Origin of the sequence: Labrys okinawensis (genome assembly GCF_047345005.1) — a bacterium.
GTDB lineage: Bacteria > Pseudomonadota > Alphaproteobacteria > Rhizobiales > Labraceae > Labrys > Labrys okinawensis.
In genome coordinates this window covers 5369403-5385943 of the sequence record NZ_CP178864.1, presented here as the reverse complement: position 1 = coordinate 5385943, position 16541 = coordinate 5369403, and the positions used below count along the sequence as shown (strand labels likewise).

At 62.3% G+C, this 16541-nt stretch carries 14 protein-coding genes; 1 reads left to right on the top strand and 13 read right to left on the bottom strand.

What is annotated here, in order from left to right; all coding sequences use genetic code 11:
- Positions 1 to 103 precede the first annotated feature (103 nt).
- The 8 genes from ACMDCR_RS25165 to ACMDCR_RS25130 all read right to left on the bottom strand — a co-directional run bounded on the left by ACMDCR_RS25165 (position 104) and on the right by ACMDCR_RS25130 (position 7957).
- Complete coding sequence (locus ACMDCR_RS25165) at positions 104 to 886, bottom strand: SDR family NAD(P)-dependent oxidoreductase (protein ID WP_413993716.1); 783 nt, start codon at positions 884 to 886, stop codon at positions 104 to 106.
- A 159-nt stretch (positions 887 to 1045) separates the two neighbouring features.
- Positions 1046 to 2047, bottom strand: coding sequence for an ABC transporter ATP-binding protein (locus ACMDCR_RS25160; protein WP_413989244.1), 1002 nt, complete (start codon positions 2045 to 2047; stop codon positions 1046 to 1048).
- A 36-nt stretch (positions 2048 to 2083) separates the two neighbouring features.
- Positions 2084 to 2914, bottom strand: coding sequence for a carbohydrate ABC transporter permease (locus ACMDCR_RS25155; protein WP_413989243.1), 831 nt, complete (start codon positions 2912 to 2914; stop codon positions 2084 to 2086).
- Between the two features lie 3 nt (positions 2915 to 2917).
- On the bottom strand, positions 2918 to 3784 hold the full coding sequence (locus ACMDCR_RS25150; RefSeq protein ID WP_413989242.1) for a carbohydrate ABC transporter permease: 867 nt from the start codon (positions 3782 to 3784) through the stop codon (positions 2918 to 2920).
- A 132-nt stretch (positions 3785 to 3916) separates the two neighbouring features.
- Positions 3917 to 5191, bottom strand: a complete 1275-nt coding sequence (locus tag ACMDCR_RS25145; protein ID WP_413993715.1) for an ABC transporter substrate-binding protein — start codon at positions 5189 to 5191, stop codon at positions 3917 to 3919.
- Positions 5192 to 5470: 279 nt separating this feature from the next.
- A complete protein-coding gene (locus ACMDCR_RS25140) occupies positions 5471 to 6427 on the bottom strand; it encodes a sugar-binding transcriptional regulator (protein WP_413989241.1) in 957 nt (318 codons plus the stop codon).
- A 195-nt stretch (positions 6428 to 6622) separates the two neighbouring features.
- A complete protein-coding gene (locus tag ACMDCR_RS25135) occupies positions 6623 to 7069 on the bottom strand; it encodes a MarR family winged helix-turn-helix transcriptional regulator (RefSeq protein ID WP_413989240.1) in 447 nt (148 codons plus the stop codon).
- Between the two features lie 114 nt (positions 7070 to 7183).
- Complete coding sequence (locus ACMDCR_RS25130) at positions 7184 to 7957, bottom strand: ferredoxin--NADP reductase (protein WP_413993714.1); 774 nt, start codon at positions 7955 to 7957, stop codon at positions 7184 to 7186.
- 421 nt (positions 7958 to 8378) lie between these two features.
- Here ACMDCR_RS25130 and ACMDCR_RS25125 point away from each other — a divergent pair, with 421 nt between their 5' ends.
- Positions 8379 to 9863 carry a mannitol dehydrogenase family protein gene (locus tag ACMDCR_RS25125; protein ID WP_413989239.1) on the top strand — a complete coding sequence of 495 codons (1485 nt, stop codon included), beginning with the start codon at positions 8379 to 8381 and terminating at the stop codon, positions 9861 to 9863.
- Positions 9864 to 10044: 181 nt separating this feature from the next.
- On the opposite strand, the gene ACMDCR_RS25120 is transcribed toward ACMDCR_RS25125, so the two are convergent.
- The 5 genes from ACMDCR_RS25120 to ACMDCR_RS25100 all read right to left on the bottom strand — a co-directional run bounded on the left by ACMDCR_RS25120 (position 10045) and on the right by ACMDCR_RS25100 (position 16371).
- Positions 10045 to 10902 (bottom strand): type 1 glutamine amidotransferase, encoded by an 858-nt coding sequence (locus ACMDCR_RS25120; RefSeq protein ID WP_413989238.1) that lies wholly within the window; start codon positions 10900 to 10902, stop codon positions 10045 to 10047.
- Between the two features lie 304 nt (positions 10903 to 11206).
- Positions 11207 to 12796 carry a phosphoglycerate dehydrogenase gene (gene serA / locus ACMDCR_RS25115; RefSeq protein WP_413989237.1) on the bottom strand — a complete coding sequence of 530 codons (1590 nt, stop codon included), beginning with the start codon at positions 12794 to 12796 and terminating at the stop codon, positions 11207 to 11209.
- A gap of 160 nt (positions 12797 to 12956) precedes the next feature.
- Positions 12957 to 14153, bottom strand: coding sequence for a phosphoserine transaminase (locus ACMDCR_RS25110; protein ID WP_413989236.1), 1197 nt, complete (start codon positions 14151 to 14153; stop codon positions 12957 to 12959).
- Between the two features lie 180 nt (positions 14154 to 14333).
- On the bottom strand, positions 14334 to 15260 hold the full coding sequence (locus ACMDCR_RS25105) for a carbohydrate ABC transporter permease (protein ID WP_413989235.1): 927 nt from the start codon (positions 15258 to 15260) through the stop codon (positions 14334 to 14336).
- 16 nt (positions 15261 to 15276) lie between these two features.
- A complete protein-coding gene (locus ACMDCR_RS25100; RefSeq protein ID WP_413989234.1) occupies positions 15277 to 16371 on the bottom strand; it encodes a carbohydrate ABC transporter permease in 1095 nt (364 codons plus the stop codon).
- Positions 16372 to 16541 lie beyond the last annotated feature (170 nt).

Below are 16541 nucleotides of genomic sequence, written 5' to 3'. Positions count from 1 at the left end.
GCGCCGGGCGCGAAATCTAATGCGCGCCGACGATTCGTCGAAGTCCACCCAAGGGGGTTTGTTGGAATTCAGCACAAATTTATTCGCGCAGGCATCAAGGTGACTACCAGCAGGTGTAGCCACCGTCCGCCACGACGACCGAGCCCGTCAGCAGGCTGGCGGCATCCGAAGCGAGGAAATGCACGGTGGAGGCGATCTCGTCGACCTCGCCCATGCGGCCCATCGGCGTCATCTCGAGCCAGGTCCTGAACATCTTCTTATTGTCGGGGTTCTGGGAGGCGAAGGCGGTGAGCGGCGTATTTATATAGGTCGGAGCCACCGCATTGACGCGCACGCCGCGCGAGGCCCATTCGGCCGCCAGCGACTTGGTGAGATGGTGCACCGCTGCTTTGGAGGCGTTGTAGTAGGCCTGCTCCTGCGGCTTGTTGACGATGAAGCCGGACATCGAACCGATATTGACGATCGAGCCCTTTTTTGCTGCCAGCATATGCTTGCCGAAGGCCCGGCAACACCAGAACACGCCGTTGAGATTGACGTCGATGACATTGAGCCAATGCTCGTCCGTCACCGTCTCGGCCGGGGTCATCGAGCGGGCGATGCCGGCATTGTTGACCAGGATCTCGATGCCGCGGCCATCGGCGGCGAGGTCGTCGGCGAGGGCGGTAACCTGATCCGGCTTGGTAACGTCCATCTTCACGATGGTGGTCTCGTGACCCTTGCCGCGCAGTTCGGCCTGGGCATCCTGCGCGACCTTCATGTCGAAATCGGCGATCACCACCCTGGCGCCGGCTTCTGCCAGGGCCTCGACACAGGCGAGGCCGATGCCGCGGGCGCCGCCGGTAACCAGCGCATGCCGGCCGGTCAGCAAATATTTCTGCATATACATCGACATGGCCTTTCAAGAACAGCGAAGGCATGGCGGCGCGGTTCCGGGATGAACCCAGGCGCCGCATGTCCGGGCGAGGGGAGGCGCGCCGGGCCGGCCGGCGCGCCTCATCGCCCATGCTGAGACGAAACGAGGCGGGACATGCCCGCCTCGCGATCGTCACCGAATGGCCAGCCCTTTGTCATCGAAGCGATGAAGGCGATCCGCCTGGGGCGTCAGATGGATGGTATCGCCGGCGCCGAGACTGAACTCGCCTGGGGCGCGGGCGGTGATACGCGTGCCGTCATCAAGGTCGATATGGAAGAAGGTATCGGAACCCAGATGCTCGGCGATGGTGATCTTGCCCTTCCAGGTGCCCTGGGTCGGGGAAAGATCGAGATGCTCGGGGCGGATGCCGACAGTTGCAGCGTTGTAGCCGGAAGCCTGGTTGCCCTTGAGCAGGTTCATCTTCGGCGAGCCGATGAAGCCGGCCACGAAGACATTGCGCGGCTTGTTGTAGAGTTCGAGCGGGGAGCCTACCTGCTCGACATTGCCGGCATTGAGCACCACGATCTTGTCGGCCATGGTCATGGCTTCCACCTGATCATGGGTCACGTAGATCATCGTGGTCTTCAGGTCCTGATGCAGCTGGGTGATTTCCAGGCGCATGTTGACGCGAAGGGCGGCGTCCAGGTTCGACAAGGGCTCGTCGAACAGGAAGGCCTTCGGAGCGCGCACGATGGCGCGACCGATGGCGACACGCTGGCGCTGACCGCCGGAGAGCTGGCGCGGCTTGCGGTCGAGATAGTTGGTCAGGTTCAGCGACGCCGCCGCCTTGGCGACCTTGGTTTCGATGACGTCCTTGGATTCGCCCGCCATCTTGAGGGCGAAGGCGATGTTGTTGCGTACGCTCATATGCGGATAGAGCGCATAGGACTGGAACACCATGGCCAGGCCGCGCTTGGCGGGAGGAGCGTTGGCCATGTCGACGCCGTCGATCTTGATCTCGCCGGAGGTTGTGTCCTCCAGGCCGGCGATCAGGCGCAACAGGGTGGACTTGCCGCAGCCCGAAGGGCCGACGAAGACCACGAACTCGCCGTCGTTGATGTCGAGGTCAAGGTTCGGGATGATGACGACCTCGCCGAAGGCCTTGCGCACGCCACGAAGGTTGAATTGCCCCATTTTACGCAACTCCCCAATTAAAAGTGTTGTTTTGCATCATTTCACCGCACCGAAGGTCAGGCCACGGACGAGTTGCTTCTGTGAGAACCAACCAAGGACCACGATCGGCAGAATGGCGAGTGTAGAGGCGGCTGACAAGGTCGCCCAGAACAGGCCCATCTTGGCCGAGTAGCCCGCGATGAACTGCGGCAGCGGCGCGGCGTCGAAAGTGGTGAGGTTCAGGGTCCAGAACGCTTCGTTCCAGGCGAGGATGGTGTTGAGCAGCAGCGTGGAGGCGATGCCTGGCACGGCCATGGGCGTGAGGACGTAGATGATCTCGCGCCAGAGGGAGGCACCGTCCATGCGGGCCGCTTCAAGGATCTCGCCAGGGATTTCCTTGAAGTAGGTGTAAAGCATCCACACCACGATTGGCAGGTTGATCAGGAACAGCACCACCATCACGGCCCAGCGGCTGTCGAGCAGCCCCCAGGCGTTGAAGAGCAGGAAGAGCGGCATCAGCGCGCCGACCGCCGGCATCATCTTGGTGGAGAGCATCCACATCAACAGGTCCTTGGTCTTCTTGCCCGGTGCAAAGGCCATGGCCCAGGCAGCGGGAACGGCGAAGATCAGGCCGAGAATGGTGGAGCCGAGCGACAGGAAGATCGAGTTGAGCGCCGCCCGGACATAGTTCGATTCGATGAAGATGTTGCGGTAGTTCTCCAGCGTCCAGGTGAAGAAGATGAACTTCGGCGGCAGGACGCCGGCCTCGCCTTCGGTCTTGAAGCTGGTGATCACCATCCACAGGATCGGGAAGAAGATCAGGAAGCCGACCAGCCAGGCGGCAGCGGTCACGACGACCTTGCGTTGGGTAGAGACTGCGCGCGCCATTTCTCAAGCCTCCAGATTCTTGCCGATCAAGCGGATGAGGAAGAAGGCGACGATGTTCGCCAGCACGACCGCGACGAGAGCGCCGGCGGAGGCCGAGCCGATGTCATGGTCGCCCGCCTCGGTGAGGTAGACCAAGAAGGGCAGGTTGGCCGTGTTCAAACTGCCATTGGTGGTCACCTTGATCTCGGCAAAGATGTTCAGAAGGAAGATGGTTTCGATCAGGATCACCACCGTGATGGCACGCGAGAGATGCGGCAGCACGATGTAGAAGAAGTAGGACAGCGGCTTGGCGCCGTCGAGCTGGGAAGCCTCCTTCTGCTCTTCGTCCAGCGACTGGATGGCGGTGAGCAGGATGAGGGTGGCGAAGGGCAGCCATTGCCAGGCCACGATGATGATGATCGAGATCAGCGGATAATTGGTGAACCAGACCACGACTGGCAGATGCAGCACCTGCGAGACCCAGGTCAGCAGGCCGCCATCCGCGTTCATGAACAGGTTCTTCCAGATCAGCGCGGCCACGGTCGGCATCACGAAGAAGGGTGCCAGCACCATGAGGCGCACGATACTCTGGCCCGCGAAGGGCTGGTCCATCAGGAGGGCGATCAGGATGCCGCCGACCACGGTGATGACCAGAACGCTGATCACGATCTCCAGCGAAGCCACGAAGGATTTGATGAAGGCAGGATCGGTCAGGAAGAACTTGTAGTTCGCGAAGCTGTTCCAGTAGAAGTTCGTCGGATCGTCGAGCGTGTAATTGTTCAGCGAGTAGTAAATCGTCAGGACAAGCGGCACGATCATCCAGATGAAAAGCATCAATACTGAAGGTGCAACGGCGACCCTGGCGAGCACACGCGTTTGCTGCGTTGCCATCTCTTGGTCCTCCCCACAGACCGAACCTTGGGTGATTTCTAATTTATATTGAAAGAGGCTGCCCCGGTTATGAGAGACCCGGGGCAGCCCAGTATCAGGAAGGTCAGAAACTGGCCGTCCTGGGAGGAAGTCTTACTTGATGTAACCGGCCTTGGTCATCGTCCGGGTCACGTCGGTCTGAGCCTGCGAGAGAGCATCGTCGACCGAGAGCGAGCCCGCCAGAGCCGAGGAGAACAGGCCGCCCACGCGGGTGCCCATGCCCTGGAACTCAGGGATGGCGACGAACTGCACGCCGACATAGGGCACCGGCTTGACGGTCGGCTTGGTCGGATCAGCCGACATGATCGAGTCGAGCGTCAACTGAGCGAAGGGAGCCGCCTTCTGGTAGTCCGCATTGTCATAGAGCGAAGTGCGAGTACCGGGAGGGGCAGCAGCCCAGGTGCCCTCGGTCTTGGCGACGAGAGCGGCATACTCCTTACTCGTTGCCCAGGAGATGAACTTCTCGGCAGCTTCAGTCTTCTGCGAGCCGGCGGGAACGGCCAGCGACCAGGCCCACAGCCAGTTGGCGTTCTTGCCCATGCCCGTGTTCGGGGCGAGGGCGAAGCCGACCTTGTCGGATACGGTGGACTGCTTGGGATCCGTCACGAAGCCGGCAGCCACCGTGGCGTCGATCCACATGGCGCACTTGCCCTGGTTGAACAGGGTCAGGTTCTCATTGAAGCCGTTCGACGAGGCATCTGGCGGACCGGCCGCCTTGAGCAGATCCACATAGAAGGTAAGGGTGTTCTTCCATTCCGGGGAGTCGAACTGGGGAGCCCACTTCTCGTCGAACCAGCGGGCGCCGAAGGAGTTGGACATGGCGGTCAGGAAGGCCATGTTCTCGCCCCAACCGGCCTTGCCGCGCAGGCAGATGCCGTAGGTGTCGCCGCTCTTGAGCTTCTTGGCAGCATCAGCCACGAAATCCCAGGTCGGGCTTTCCGGCATCTTCAGGCCGGCCTTGTCGAACAGGTCCTTGCGATACATGATCATCGAGGACTCGCCGTAGAACGGCGCGGCATAAAGCTTGCCGTCGAGGGAGAGGCCGTCGCGGATCGGCTTGATCAGGTCGTTGACGTCATAGTTGTCACCGAGCTTGTCGAGGGAGACCAGCCAGCCCTTCTTGGCCCAGATCGGGACTTCATAGGTGCCGATGGTCAGGACGTCGAACTGGCCGGCTTTGGTCGCGATATCCTGGGTGACCTTCTCACGCAGCGCATTTTCTTCGAGCGTGACCCAGTTGAGGGTGATGTCCGGATTGGCCTTCGTGAACTCGGACGAAAGCTTCTGCATCCGAACCATGTCGCCATTGTTGACCGTGGCGATCGTCAGCGTTTCCGCCGAAGCGAAAGAAACGCTGCAGGCGAGCATCCCCGCCAGTGCAATTAGGGTTTTTGCAGTCTTCACCAAAACCTCCCGTGAGAAAGTACGATGCCGTTTGATCGGCTTATTGGGCATTGAGCAGACGCCCAAGACGCGGGCATGTTCTCAACGGTGAGGCAGAATGTCAAGCGGGTGCATGCAACAACATTGTATGCACTGCAGCAAAATCAGGGCAGGGTGGGTAGGGCTGGGCATTCGCCCAAACGCTCCGCCGCGCGTGCGCGTAGACGGTATCCCGGTATGGCTCAAACAGGGGCGGCAGGCCGGTCAGGGCTGTTCGAGCAGGGCTGCGGCGGTCTGCTCGTCCGTGATCAGGCCGGAGAGGAGATCGCCCTTCAGCGCGGCGCGGATCGGCATGATCTTGCGCTGGCCTGCGGCGACGCCGACCACCGGGACGAACCGGGCGAGCCGGTCAGGCCGGAAGCCCGGCAGGCGGTCGGTGTAGTCGTTCTGCAGGATGCGGCCATCCTTGTCATAGGGCCAGGCGGCGATCTCGCCGATGGCGCCGTTCTCGATCAGATAGCGCATCTCGGACTCCAGCACGAAGCCGTCCTGCTGGATCGGCGAGCCCCAGGTGACGTCGCTGACGCCCACATAGACGGCACGCGCCGTCTCCACCATCTCGCGCAGAAGCTTATGAACCGGCTGGCTTTTCAAGGCTTCGCAATGTTCGACGGTGGCCGCGAGCACCGGCATCTGCAGGGGGTAGCATTTTGCTCCCAGCTTGTCGGCGAGGCGCATGGCGATCTCGAAGGGGCTGACGCAACCGTCGCGCGCTGCATTGCCGACGATCGAAACCATCTTCAGTTCCGGGCGCGAGCGGGCCGAAATCTCCCGGACCATACGCAGCAAGGTGCGGCCCGTGGAGAAGCCGAAGACGCCCGAACCGCGCTGGCCGAACTGGGTTTCCAGGATCTGGGCGGCGGCCAGGCCTACCGCGCCGAGGGGGTCGTGCAAACCGTTTGGCACGACCTCGCAGATCGACAGGCCATAGCGCTGGCGCAACTGCTGGGCCAGCGCCGTACACTCGGCGACGGGGCTCTGGATACGGAATTCGATCACACGCTCGGATACCGCCATGGCGATGAGGCGCTGCACGCTCTGGCGGGAGATATCGAATTGCGCGGCGATCTCATCCTGTGTCGCGCCATCGATGTAGTACAGCCACGCCGCCCTGGTTGCGAGATCGAGCTTGCGGCTTTGCAGATCGCCCAGGTCGCTCATTCCAGTCCACCCTTTTGAGTATTTGCCCAGGCTACCCGCGAACGCCCAGTTTTGCCCCTTAGAATGCATTCATCAGAGCACAGCGCAAGCGGAGGATTGGCAGGGGCAATCGATTTATTTCCGCTTTGGGGCAAAAGCCCTACCCCCGGTAGGACTTGGTACCCCGTGGCGACTGCCCGTTTTTCGCGGGTTTGATCAGCGCAGCTTCTTCAGGAGGCCGAGAAGCGCATGGCGCTCCGTCTTGTCGAGCGGTTCCAGGGTCAGATGCGATACTTGCCTCGCCACGGCTGCAAGACGGGCATAGAGATCCTGCCCCTCGGGGGACAGGAAGAGCACGAGCCGGCGGCGGTCGTCCGCATCCGGCCTCGTCTCGATCAGGCCGCGTCTCGTCAGTCTTTCGACCACGCCCTTGACAGTGGCCACGTCCATCGCGGTCAGGCGGCCCAGCATGTTCTGGCTGCAGGTGCCAAGCTCGGCGAGCTTGGCAAGCACGGCCCATTGCATCGGCGTGAGGTCCTCCCCCAACTGCTCGGCGAAGAGGGCCGCGTGGCGCTGATAGACCTGCCTGAGGATGAAGCCGACCTGGTCATCCAGCACATAATCCGCCGCAGCATCGGGCAGCTTGATGTCGAATTCAGCCACTTTGTCTTCCGCATGAGAAGGGTGCCGGAATTGCCGGGGATGACAGCGCTATTCCGCGCCGATGAGCCAATAACACGAGCTGATGGTATTCGCTCGGGGCAAGGCTAGCGTGCACTAGCGATCGACGAAAGCCTTTTCGATAACGAAATCACCGGGTTCGCCGTGATTTCCCTCCACCGCACCGCGTTCCTCGAGCAGGGCCTTGAGGTCGCGCAGCATTTCCGGGCTGCCGCAGATCATCACCCGATCGAGGGCAACGTCGAGCGGCGGCAGGCCGATATCCTCGAACAGCTTCTCGGACTTGATGAGGTCGGTGATGCGGCCGGTGTTGCGGAAGGCCTCGCGCGTCACGGTCGGATAATAGATCAGCTGGTCGCGTACGCTCTCGCCCAGGAACTCATGGGCCGGCAACTCGTGAGTGATGCGCTCGCCATAGGCGAGTTCCTGCACCTGACGGCAGCCATGGATCAGGATGATCTTCTCGAAGCGCCCATAGGTCTCAGGATCCTTGATCAGGCTCATGAAGGGGGCGAGGCCCGTGCCGGTGCCGACGAGGTAGAGGTAACGGCCGGGCTTGAGATTATCGAGCAGCAGCGTGCCCGTGGCCTTGCGGCCGACGATGATGCTATCGCCTTCCTTGAGGTGCTGCAGGCGCGAGGTGAGCGGACCATCGGGCACCTTGATGGAAAAGAATTCCAGCGTGTCCTCGTGGTTGGCGCTGACAAGGCTGTAGGCGCGGAGCAGCGGACGGCCGTTCACCGGCAGGCCGATCATGGTGAACTGGCCGTTCTCGAAGCGAAAGCCGGGGTCGCGCGTCGTGGTGAAACTGAAGAGGGTCTCGGTCCAGTGATGGACGCTCAGGACCTTTTCCTCGTTGAAATTGCTCATGCCGGCTGCCTCGCCACTCACTCGTCTCTCATATCGCAGTGCAGATATACGCTAACAATCTGGCAATCAAATAAATAAACGTGGATTTGCGTGAATTAGAACCGATCCACGTTTGCCTGCTTGATCCATAGCAGAAATTCGTTTGTGTACAAACGAGTTTGACAAGCGATTCGTGCTAAGGCCGCGAACAAGCTCTTGCAAAACGGCCGAAAGAAGGAGCATCTAGAGAACCTTGCGGGCCGAGGCCTCAGGTCACGGACACGGCCAAGCGCCGTCCGGCATGTCGTGGAGAGGAGGGGCAGCTCCTTTCCCGGTATTGGAAGAATCACTGAAACGAAGAGGCTGCGGCCGGCATTCGCCGATGCCGCTCGACCTCGTGACCGTTGTCGGCTTGCCGGCATTTGTCATCATGGAGACTGTCTTGAAGAAGCTTTCCCAACTGTCCCTTGGAAGCCTCGACGCTTCGATCGCCATTCCCAAATATGACCGCTCAGCCGTGCGCCCGGGTATCGTGCATTTTGGACTGGGCAATTTCCATCGCGTGCATCAGGCGGTCTATGTCGACCGCTGCCTGCACCGGCCCGGCAATGAAGGCTGGGGCATCTGCGGCGTGGAATTGATCGACAATCCCGGTACGCAGGCCAAGGCCGAAGCCTATCGCGGCCAGGACTGCCTCTATTCCGTGACCGAATATGCGCCTGATGGATCCGCCTCCACCCGTGTGATCGGCGCCATGGTCGAATATCTGCACGCCCCCGCCGATCCGGAAGCGGTGCTGGCGCGCCTGACCAATCCTGACACCAGGATCGTCTCGCTCACCATCACGGAGGGCGGCTACAATCTCGACGAGACCACCGGCGTCTTCAAGCTGGACACCCCCGATGTGGCGCATGATCTTTCCGGCGGCCCGCTGCGCACGGCCTTCGGCTACATCACCGAAGCGCTGCGCCGGCGCCGCGAGAAAGGCATTGCCCCCTTCACCGTGATGTCCTGCGACAATCTCCGGCACAATGGCGATACCGCGCGCAAGGCCATCGTCTCCTTCGCCAGGGGAAAGGACGCGACGTTGGCCGACTGGATCGACGCCAATGTCGATTTCCCCAATTCGATGGTCGACCGCATCGCGCCGCAGATCCCGCCGGCCGTGCGCGACCGCCTCAACCAGCGCAGCGGCATCGACGATACCGTGCCTGCGCTCGGCGAGACCTTCATCCAGTGGGTGCTAGAGGATGATTTCCGCGCCGGCCGCCCGCCCTTCGACGAGGTGGGCGTCGAGTTGCGCAACGACGTTCCGGCCTTCGAGTTCATGAAGGGCCGCATGCTCAACGCTTCGCACATCCTGTTGGCCATGCCCGGCATCATGCTGGGATACCGCATCGTGCATGAGGCGCTCGGCGACGCCAGGCTCTATCGCCTGCTCGAGACCTTCCTCGACCGCGATGCCATTCCGCGCATCGAAGGGCCGAAAGGCGTCTCGCTGGACGCCTACAAGAAGGCCGTGCTGGAGCGCTTCTCCAACCCCGCCGTCAACGACCAGCTCCTGCGCATCGCCTTCGACACCACGGCCAAGATCCCGGTCTTCCATTCCCGGACGATCGAGATGCTGGTCAAGGACGGCGGCGACATCCGCCGCGAGGCCTTCTTCCTCGCCTGTTTCGGCGCCTATCTCACGGGCAAGGACGACAAGGGCGAGGTTTTCGAAGTTGCCGAGCCGCGCCTGACGGAGAATGACTGGACGCTCCTGCGCAGTGGCAATCCTATCGACCTCTTGCGCACCAGCCCGTTCGAGAAGCTCGGCCTTGCCGATCACGCGGCGTTCGCCAAGGCCTATGGCGGCTATGTCGCCTCGATCCAGGCGACCTCGGTGGGCCAGACGCTGGAAGCGTTGCTCGCCGAAACGGCGTAGGCCGGAAGCGTTTTCCTGGGAGCGCGGACTTCCAGTCCGCTCTTGAAACGAAAACGAAGAACAAAAGGGCGCTGCCAGCGGTTTCGGCAGCGCCCCATTTAGGTCGAAGCTCGACCCGGAGGCCGCATCTTTTTCGAAACGTCTTCGTTTCGAGGGCGGACTGGAAGTCCGCGCTCCCAGATCAGGCTCTTCCGCGTTCCGACAGCACAGGCTTGACCCGGAACTCGATGAAGTTCTCGATCTCCCTCAGGCGCCGCTTGGAATCCAGGATGTCCGGGCCGATGCCGTAGCGCCAGGAGATGTCGGTCCGGCGCTTGTCAGCCACCAGAGCCTCCAGATCCGTGAGAAAGCGGTCCGCCGTCTCGCCATCGCGGAAGAAGCCTTCCGAGAGTAGCGTCGGCTTGTAGCGGCGCAGAATCACCGTCAGCTCGTTCAGCGAGAATTCCGGGTGGTACTGGATGCCCCAGAAGCGCCCACCATCATGGCTGATATCGACGGCCTGCACATCGCTGACCGCATTGGCGGCGAGAACGATGGCACTTTCAGGCAGGGCTTCCACCTCGTCGCCATGCACGCAGGGGCTGGTGAAAATGGGCGCCTTACCCTGATAGAGGGGATGGTCGCGTCCTTCAGGCGTCAGCGTGATGTCGCGGGCGATGCCGACCTCGCGGCCCCTCGGATTGGCGCGCACGGAACCGCCGGCAGCCACCGTGGCGACCTGCAGTCCCCAGCAGGAGCCGAAGAAGGGCGTGCCGGACTTGTAGACCTCGCGCGCCAGCTCGACCTGGCGCATCGATTCCGGCTCGGCCTTCCAGATATTGAGGCCGGAGCCGGTGATAACGACGCCGTCATAGCCCTCCAGACCCAAGGCGTCGGGCAGGTTGGCTCCTTCGTCTGCCGGCAGCGCGATGTCGCAGATCGCATCGGGAGCAAGGCTCTTGAGCACGGCCGCGTAGGATTCGGAGGGAGTGAGGCCATAGGTGGCACGGTGACGTTCACGCGCAGCACGCACATTGCCTTCGACGACGAGGAGACGCATCGCACACCTGAAATCATGCTTTGTTGTGGAAGGCTTTAGCAGCCGGCTCCACGCGGGAAAAGAGTAATGCTCCATACAAGATAGACATGAAGGAATGAAAATGAAGCGTTTGATATCAATTGTCGCGGCCGGCGAGGGGCCTTCCTGGGACCTCAGGCGTCTCGCCTGCTCCTGGAAACGATGCGGTTCAAGAGCAGGCGAGACGCCTGCGGTCCCAGGAGCGTCGCGTCACGTGCCGGAAGCGTAACCATGCTCAGACAGCGGTTAGGCGCGGCGGAGGCGCCCTCACCGCTGCCTTATTATCTCAGAACGTCAGTGCCTTCACCTGCACGACGTTCGGAATCGTGTTGATCTCTTTCAGCAGCGGCTCGCTTACCGCCTGGTCGATGCCTACCAGCGCGATGGCATTGCCGCCCTCGAAGTCGCGGCCGAACTGCATATGGGCGATGTTGATGCCGTTCTCGCCCAGCACGGTGCCGATGCGGCCGATGAAGCCGGGGCGGTCGTGATTGGTGATGTAGAGCATGCGCGGCAGGAGGTCCGCCTCCACATTGATGCCCTTGATCTGCACGATGCGCGGCTTGGTGCCGGCGATGATGGTCCCGGCCACCGCGCGGGTGAGGGCCTCTGTTTCGACCTCGAGCGTGATCAGCGAATCATGGTCGCCGGTTTTCTCGCGCGTGGTCTCCTCGATCACGATGCCGCGTTCGCGGGCGACGCTCGGGGCCGCCACAATGTTGATGTCGGCCAGCATCGGGCGCAGCAGGCCGGCCACCGCGGCGCTGGTCAGCGCCTTGATCTTCATGTGGGCAACGTCGCCCTCATAAATGATGCGGATGGTCTTGATGTCGGTCTCGGTGAGCTGGCCGGCAAAGGAACCGAGCTTCTCGGCAAGCGAGATGAAGGGCTTCAGGCGTGGCGCTTCCTCGGCTGTGATGGAGGGGAAATTGACGGCGTTTGAAATGGCGCCGCGCAGGAGGTAGTCCGACATCTGCTCGGCCACCTGCAGGGCGACATTCTCCTGGGCCTCGGTTGTGGAGGCGCCGAGATGCGGCGTGCACACGACGTTGGGCAGGCCGAACAGGGGATTGGCGTTCGCCGGCTCCTCAACGAAGACGTCGAGTGCGGCGCCGGCGACGTGGCCTGATTTCAGGAGCTCGGCCAGCGCTTCCTCGTCGAGCAGGCCGCCGCGGGCACAGTTGATGATGCGCACGCCCTTGCGCGTCTTGGCGAGGGCCTCGCGCGACAGGATGTTCTTCGTCTGCGGCGTCATCGGCGTGTGAAGCGTGATGATTTCGGCGCGCGCGAGGAGATCCTCGAGCTCGACCTTCTCGACGCCCAGTTCCAGGGCGCGCTCGGCGCTGAGGAAGGGATCGAAGGCGATGACCCGCATCTTGAGGCCCACGGCGCGATCGGCGACGATCGAACCGATATTGCCGCAGCCGATGATGCCGAGCACCTTGTTGGTGATTTCGACACCCATGAAGCGGTTCTTCTCCCATTTGCCGGCCTGGGTTGAGGCATCGGCGGCGGGAATCTCGCGGGCGAGCGCAAACAACATGGCGATGGCATGCTCGGCGGTGGTGATGGAGTTGCCGAAAGGCGTGTTCATCACGATCACGCCGCGCGCCGTGGCGGCGGGGATGTCGACATTGTCGACGCCGATGCCGGCGCGACCCACAACCTTGAGATTGATGGCCTTGGCCAGGATCGCCGAGGTGACCTTGGTGGCCGACCGGATGGCGAGGCCATCATAATTGCCGATGATCTCGGCCAGCTTGTCCTTGTCCTTGCCGAGATTGGGCTGGAAATCGACCTCGATGCCGCGATCCTTGAAGATCTGCACGGCGGCGGGGGACAGGGCGTCGGAAATGAGAACCTTGGGGGCGGGCATGGGGAGAGCTCTCTACTGGGAGCGCGGACATTTCGTCCGCTTCTTGGAAATGGGAACCTTGCGGGGATGGTGCCCTGGGATCGCAGGCATCCTTGCCTGCTCTCGGGAACACAACGGTTCAAGAAAGAGCAGGCAAGGATGCCTGCGATCCCAGGAAAAATCAGCCCAACTGGGCGATCGCCTTCTGGAAAGACCATTCCAGCCAGGGCATCAGGGCCTCGACATCCGAGGTCTCCACCGTGGCGCCACACCAGATGCGCAGGCCTGGAGGGGCGTCGCGATAGGAGGCGATATCAAGCCCGGCTTTCTCCGCCTCGATGGCCGAGGAGAGCGCCTTGGCGAAGGCCACCTGGCCGTCGGCGTCGAGCGCCGCCACCTTGGGGTCGACCACCTTGAGGCAGACCGACGTGTTGGAGCGGGTGGCTGCATCCCTGGCGAGGAAATCGATCCAAGGCGTCTTCTCGACGAAGCGCTCGATGGCGGCGAGATTGGCGTCGGCCCGGGCGATCAGTCCGTCGAGGGCGCCCACGGCCTTGGCCCAGTTCAGCGCGTCGAGATAGTCTTCCACGCACAGCATGGAGGGCGTGTTGATGGTTTCGCCTTTGAAGATGCCCTCGATCAACTTGCCACCCTTGGTGAGGCGGAAGATCTTCGGCAGCGGCCAGGCCGGCGTATAGCTTTCCAGGCGCTCGACGGCGCGGGGTGAGAGGATGAGCATGCCATGGGCTGCCTCGCCGCCCAGCACTTTCTGCCAGGAGAAGGTGACGACGTCGAGCTTGGGCCAGTCGAGGCGCTGCGCAAAGGCGGCCGAGGTGGCATCGCAGATGGTCAGGCCCTCGCGGTCGGCGGGGATCCAGTCGGCGTTGGGCACGCGCACGCCGGAGGTGGTGCCGTTCCAGGTGAAGACGACGTCGCGCGTCTTGGCGTCGACCTGGCTGAAGTCGACGAGATCGCCATAGCCGGCCTTGAAGACGCGGGCATCGTCGAGCTTGAGCTGCCTCAAGACATCGGTGACCCATTCGGACCCGAAGGATTCCCAGGCCAGCATGTCGACGCCGCGAGCGCCAAGCAGGGACCACAGCGCCATCTCCACCGCCCCGGTGTCGGAGGCCGGCACGATGCCGATGCGGTAGTCGGCGGGTACGCCCAAGACGTCACGCGTCAGCTCAATGGCTTGCTCTAGCTTGGTCTTGCCGATCTTCGCGCGATGCGAACGGCCAAGCGCAGCGGATTTGAGGGCGTCGGGGGTCCAGCCAGGGCGCTTGGCGCAGGGGCCGGAAGAGAAATTCACCACAGCGGGCTTGACAGCGGGCGTCGTGGCAACGGCGGTCTCGGCCGCCGGCATAGGCAAAGTCATCGCGATGTCTCCATCCTCGCAGATGGGCGTCCCTCGTTGGGGAGGAATGTCCCGCCGCCCGTATGCGCGCTGCCGAGGATGGCGTCAAGAGACTTTCGATGGTCGGGTGCAGGATATTTTCTGGGATCGCGGACGTCCTGCGATACTCACTTTGTAGGACGTCGGCGCTCCCAGGTCGGGTTACTTAACCGAGCCTGCCGTCAGGCCCTTGACGATGTAGCGTTCCAGGAAGATCCCGATCACCGCCAGCGGCGCGATTGCCGTCGTCGACAGGGCGGCCATCGACCACCAGTTGATGCCCTGAGAGCCGGTCTGGCTCGCGACCATCACCGGCAGCGTCTTGGCGTCCGAGGAGGTCAGTAGTGCTGCGAAGAAATATTCGTTCCAGCACAGCACAAGCGAAAGAATGAAGGCGGCCACCATGCCGGGCAGGGCGATGGGCAGGATGATGTGCCAGAACGCGCCCCACAGCGAGAGACCGTCCACCAGAGCGGCCTCGTCGAGCTCGGTCGGGATGGTGTCGAACTGGTCGCGCATGATCCAGATCACGATCGGCAGAACGGTAAGCGTGTAGAGCAGGATCAGGCCGATCGTGGAATCGAGCAGGGCAAGCTCTCGGTAGAGCACCAGGAAGGGCAGGGCCAGCACCACGGGCGGCAGGATCAGCTGCGACAGGAAGAAGAAGGAGATGTCGCGGTTGCGCATCCAGGCGAATTTGTACTGGAAGCGGCTGAGGCCATAGGCGGCGAGCGAGCCGATCACCACGGCCAACAAGGAGGCGCCCAGCGAGGTGATCACGCTGTTGGTGAAGCGGGCGACAAATTCAGCACGCGCCGTCGAGGTGGCGAAGATCGTATCGGGCGACAGGCCGAGCGAGCGCCAACCCTTCCAGTCCGGCTGGAAGTCGAGCCAGGGCAGAAGGTGGCCCTGCGTGACGTCGACGGCCGATTTCATCGAGGTGGACAGCGTCCAGTAGATCGGGAACAGGCAGATGAAAGCCCACAGGATCAGCGCGCCATAGATCAGCGCTCGGCTGAGGATGACGGTTGCCTTGAAGGCAGTGTCGCGGGGCGGGGCGATCGCGGTTACGGCAGCGGTATTGGCCATGATCCATCCCTCCCTATCAGTTGCTGCGCTGCATGAAGCGGCTGGCGAAGTTCAGCAGCATGGTGACGAAGAGGATGATCACGACAAGATAGAACATCGCCAGCGTGGTGCCGTAACCGACATTCGAGCGATCCCGATATTCGCGATAGATGAAGCTCGACACCGTATCGGTGGCGCCGCCCGGGCCGCCGGAGGTGGTGTTGATCACGATATCGGCGAGCTTCAGCTTGAAGATGATCCTGAGCACGATGGCGGTGACGCTGACGGGCAGCATCAAGGGGAAGATCATCTCCTTGAACTGCTGCCAGCCCGAGGCGCCGTCGATCTTGGAGGCTTCCATCACCTCTTTCGGCAGGGCCTGCAGGCCGGCCAGCAGCAGGATCATCAGGAAGGGAATGGAGACCCAGGCATCCATCGCCTCGATGCTGAGACGGGCGATCCAGGGGTCGGTGAAGAAAGAGGGGCTCTTCCAGCCGATGTCGCGCATCAGCCGGGCCACGGGGCCGTAGCGATATTCCATCATCGACTTGCCGACCATCCAGCTCACCGCCACGGGGCTGAGCATGAAGGGCAGGAGGAACGCTACGCGGAAGAATTTGCGCGCCTTGATTTCGGCATTGAGCAGCAAGGCAAGGCCGAAGGCGATGGCGTATTCCACGAACACCATCAGCACGTAGAAGACCATGTTGAGCAGCGCGTTCCAGAAATCGGCGTCGTGGAAGAGCGTTACGAGATTGTCGATGCCGTTGAAGCGCTGGCCGGCGAAGGAGCTGAGGTTCCAGTCGGTGAAGGCGATGTAAAGCCCGAACAAAGTGGGGAAGATCACCATCGCCACGGTGAACAGCACTGCCGGCAGGATGAAAAGCGCCCGCTCTCCCGCCTCCCCGCGCATCAGCACTTGGCCGACGCCGAGCGCGATCGACCAGAGCACGAAGACGTAGAGCACCGGGCGCCAATTGGCGAAGCCGAAGGCAAGCCCCTGATTCTCGTGCAGAAATTGCAGGAGCGCCGCAGCGATCAGGAGGACGGAGGCAACACCGATCAGGATACGCCCGGCCACGAGGCGTCCACTCGAGATCGAGGAGGGGATGTAGGTGGCAGACTGCGGCATCGAGTTCCCTGGGAGCGCGGACACCGCGGCATTTGTCACAAATGAATGTCGCGATGTCCATTGGCGCGACTTGGCGGATTGCGGCGCGGGATGGGAGTGGCGGTCTTCGACCGCCATCCTTTCACGCAAACGCAAGGGTTCGAGAATGGCGGTCAGAGACCGCCATTCCA

What these genes read in the sequence shown, in the direction of transcription:
- ACMDCR_RS25160 (WP_413989244.1), bottom strand. Translation starts at nt 2,047, where the DNA reads ATGGGGCAATTCAACCTTCGTGGCGTGCGCAAGGCCTTCGGCGAGGTC.
- ACMDCR_RS25120 (WP_413989238.1), bottom strand. Translation starts at nt 10,902, where the DNA reads ATGCGTCTCCTCGTCGTCGAAGGCAATGTGCGTGCTGCGCGTGAACGT.
- ACMDCR_RS25165 (WP_413993716.1), bottom strand. Translation starts at nt 886, where the DNA reads ATGTATATGCAGAAATATTTGCTGACCGGCCGGCATGCGCTGGTTACC.
- serA (WP_413989237.1), bottom strand. Translation starts at nt 12,796, where the DNA reads ATGCCCGCCCCCAAGGTTCTCATTTCCGACGCCCTGTCCCCCGCCGCC.
- ACMDCR_RS25110 (WP_413989236.1), bottom strand. Translation starts at nt 14,153, where the DNA reads ATGACTTTGCCTATGCCGGCGGCCGAGACCGCCGTTGCCACGACGCCC.
- ACMDCR_RS25145 (WP_413993715.1), bottom strand. Translation starts at nt 5,191, where the DNA reads ATGCTCGCCTGCAGCGTTTCTTTCGCTTCGGCGGAAACGCTGACGATC.
- ACMDCR_RS25140 (WP_413989241.1), bottom strand. Translation starts at nt 6,427, where the DNA reads ATGAGCGACCTGGGCGATCTGCAAAGCCGCAAGCTCGATCTCGCAACC.
- ACMDCR_RS25105 (WP_413989235.1), bottom strand. Translation starts at nt 15,260, where the DNA reads ATGGCCAATACCGCTGCCGTAACCGCGATCGCCCCGCCCCGCGACACT.
- ACMDCR_RS25155 (WP_413989243.1), bottom strand. Translation starts at nt 2,914, where the DNA reads ATGGCGCGCGCAGTCTCTACCCAACGCAAGGTCGTCGTGACCGCTGCC.
- ACMDCR_RS25150 (WP_413989242.1), bottom strand. Translation starts at nt 3,784, where the DNA reads ATGGCAACGCAGCAAACGCGTGTGCTCGCCAGGGTCGCCGTTGCACCT.
- ACMDCR_RS25130 (WP_413993714.1), bottom strand. Translation starts at nt 7,957, where the DNA reads ATGAGCAATTTCAACGAGGAAAAGGTCCTGAGCGTCCATCACTGGACC.
- ACMDCR_RS25100 (WP_413989234.1), bottom strand. Translation starts at nt 16,371, where the DNA reads ATGCCGCAGTCTGCCACCTACATCCCCTCCTCGATCTCGAGTGGACGC.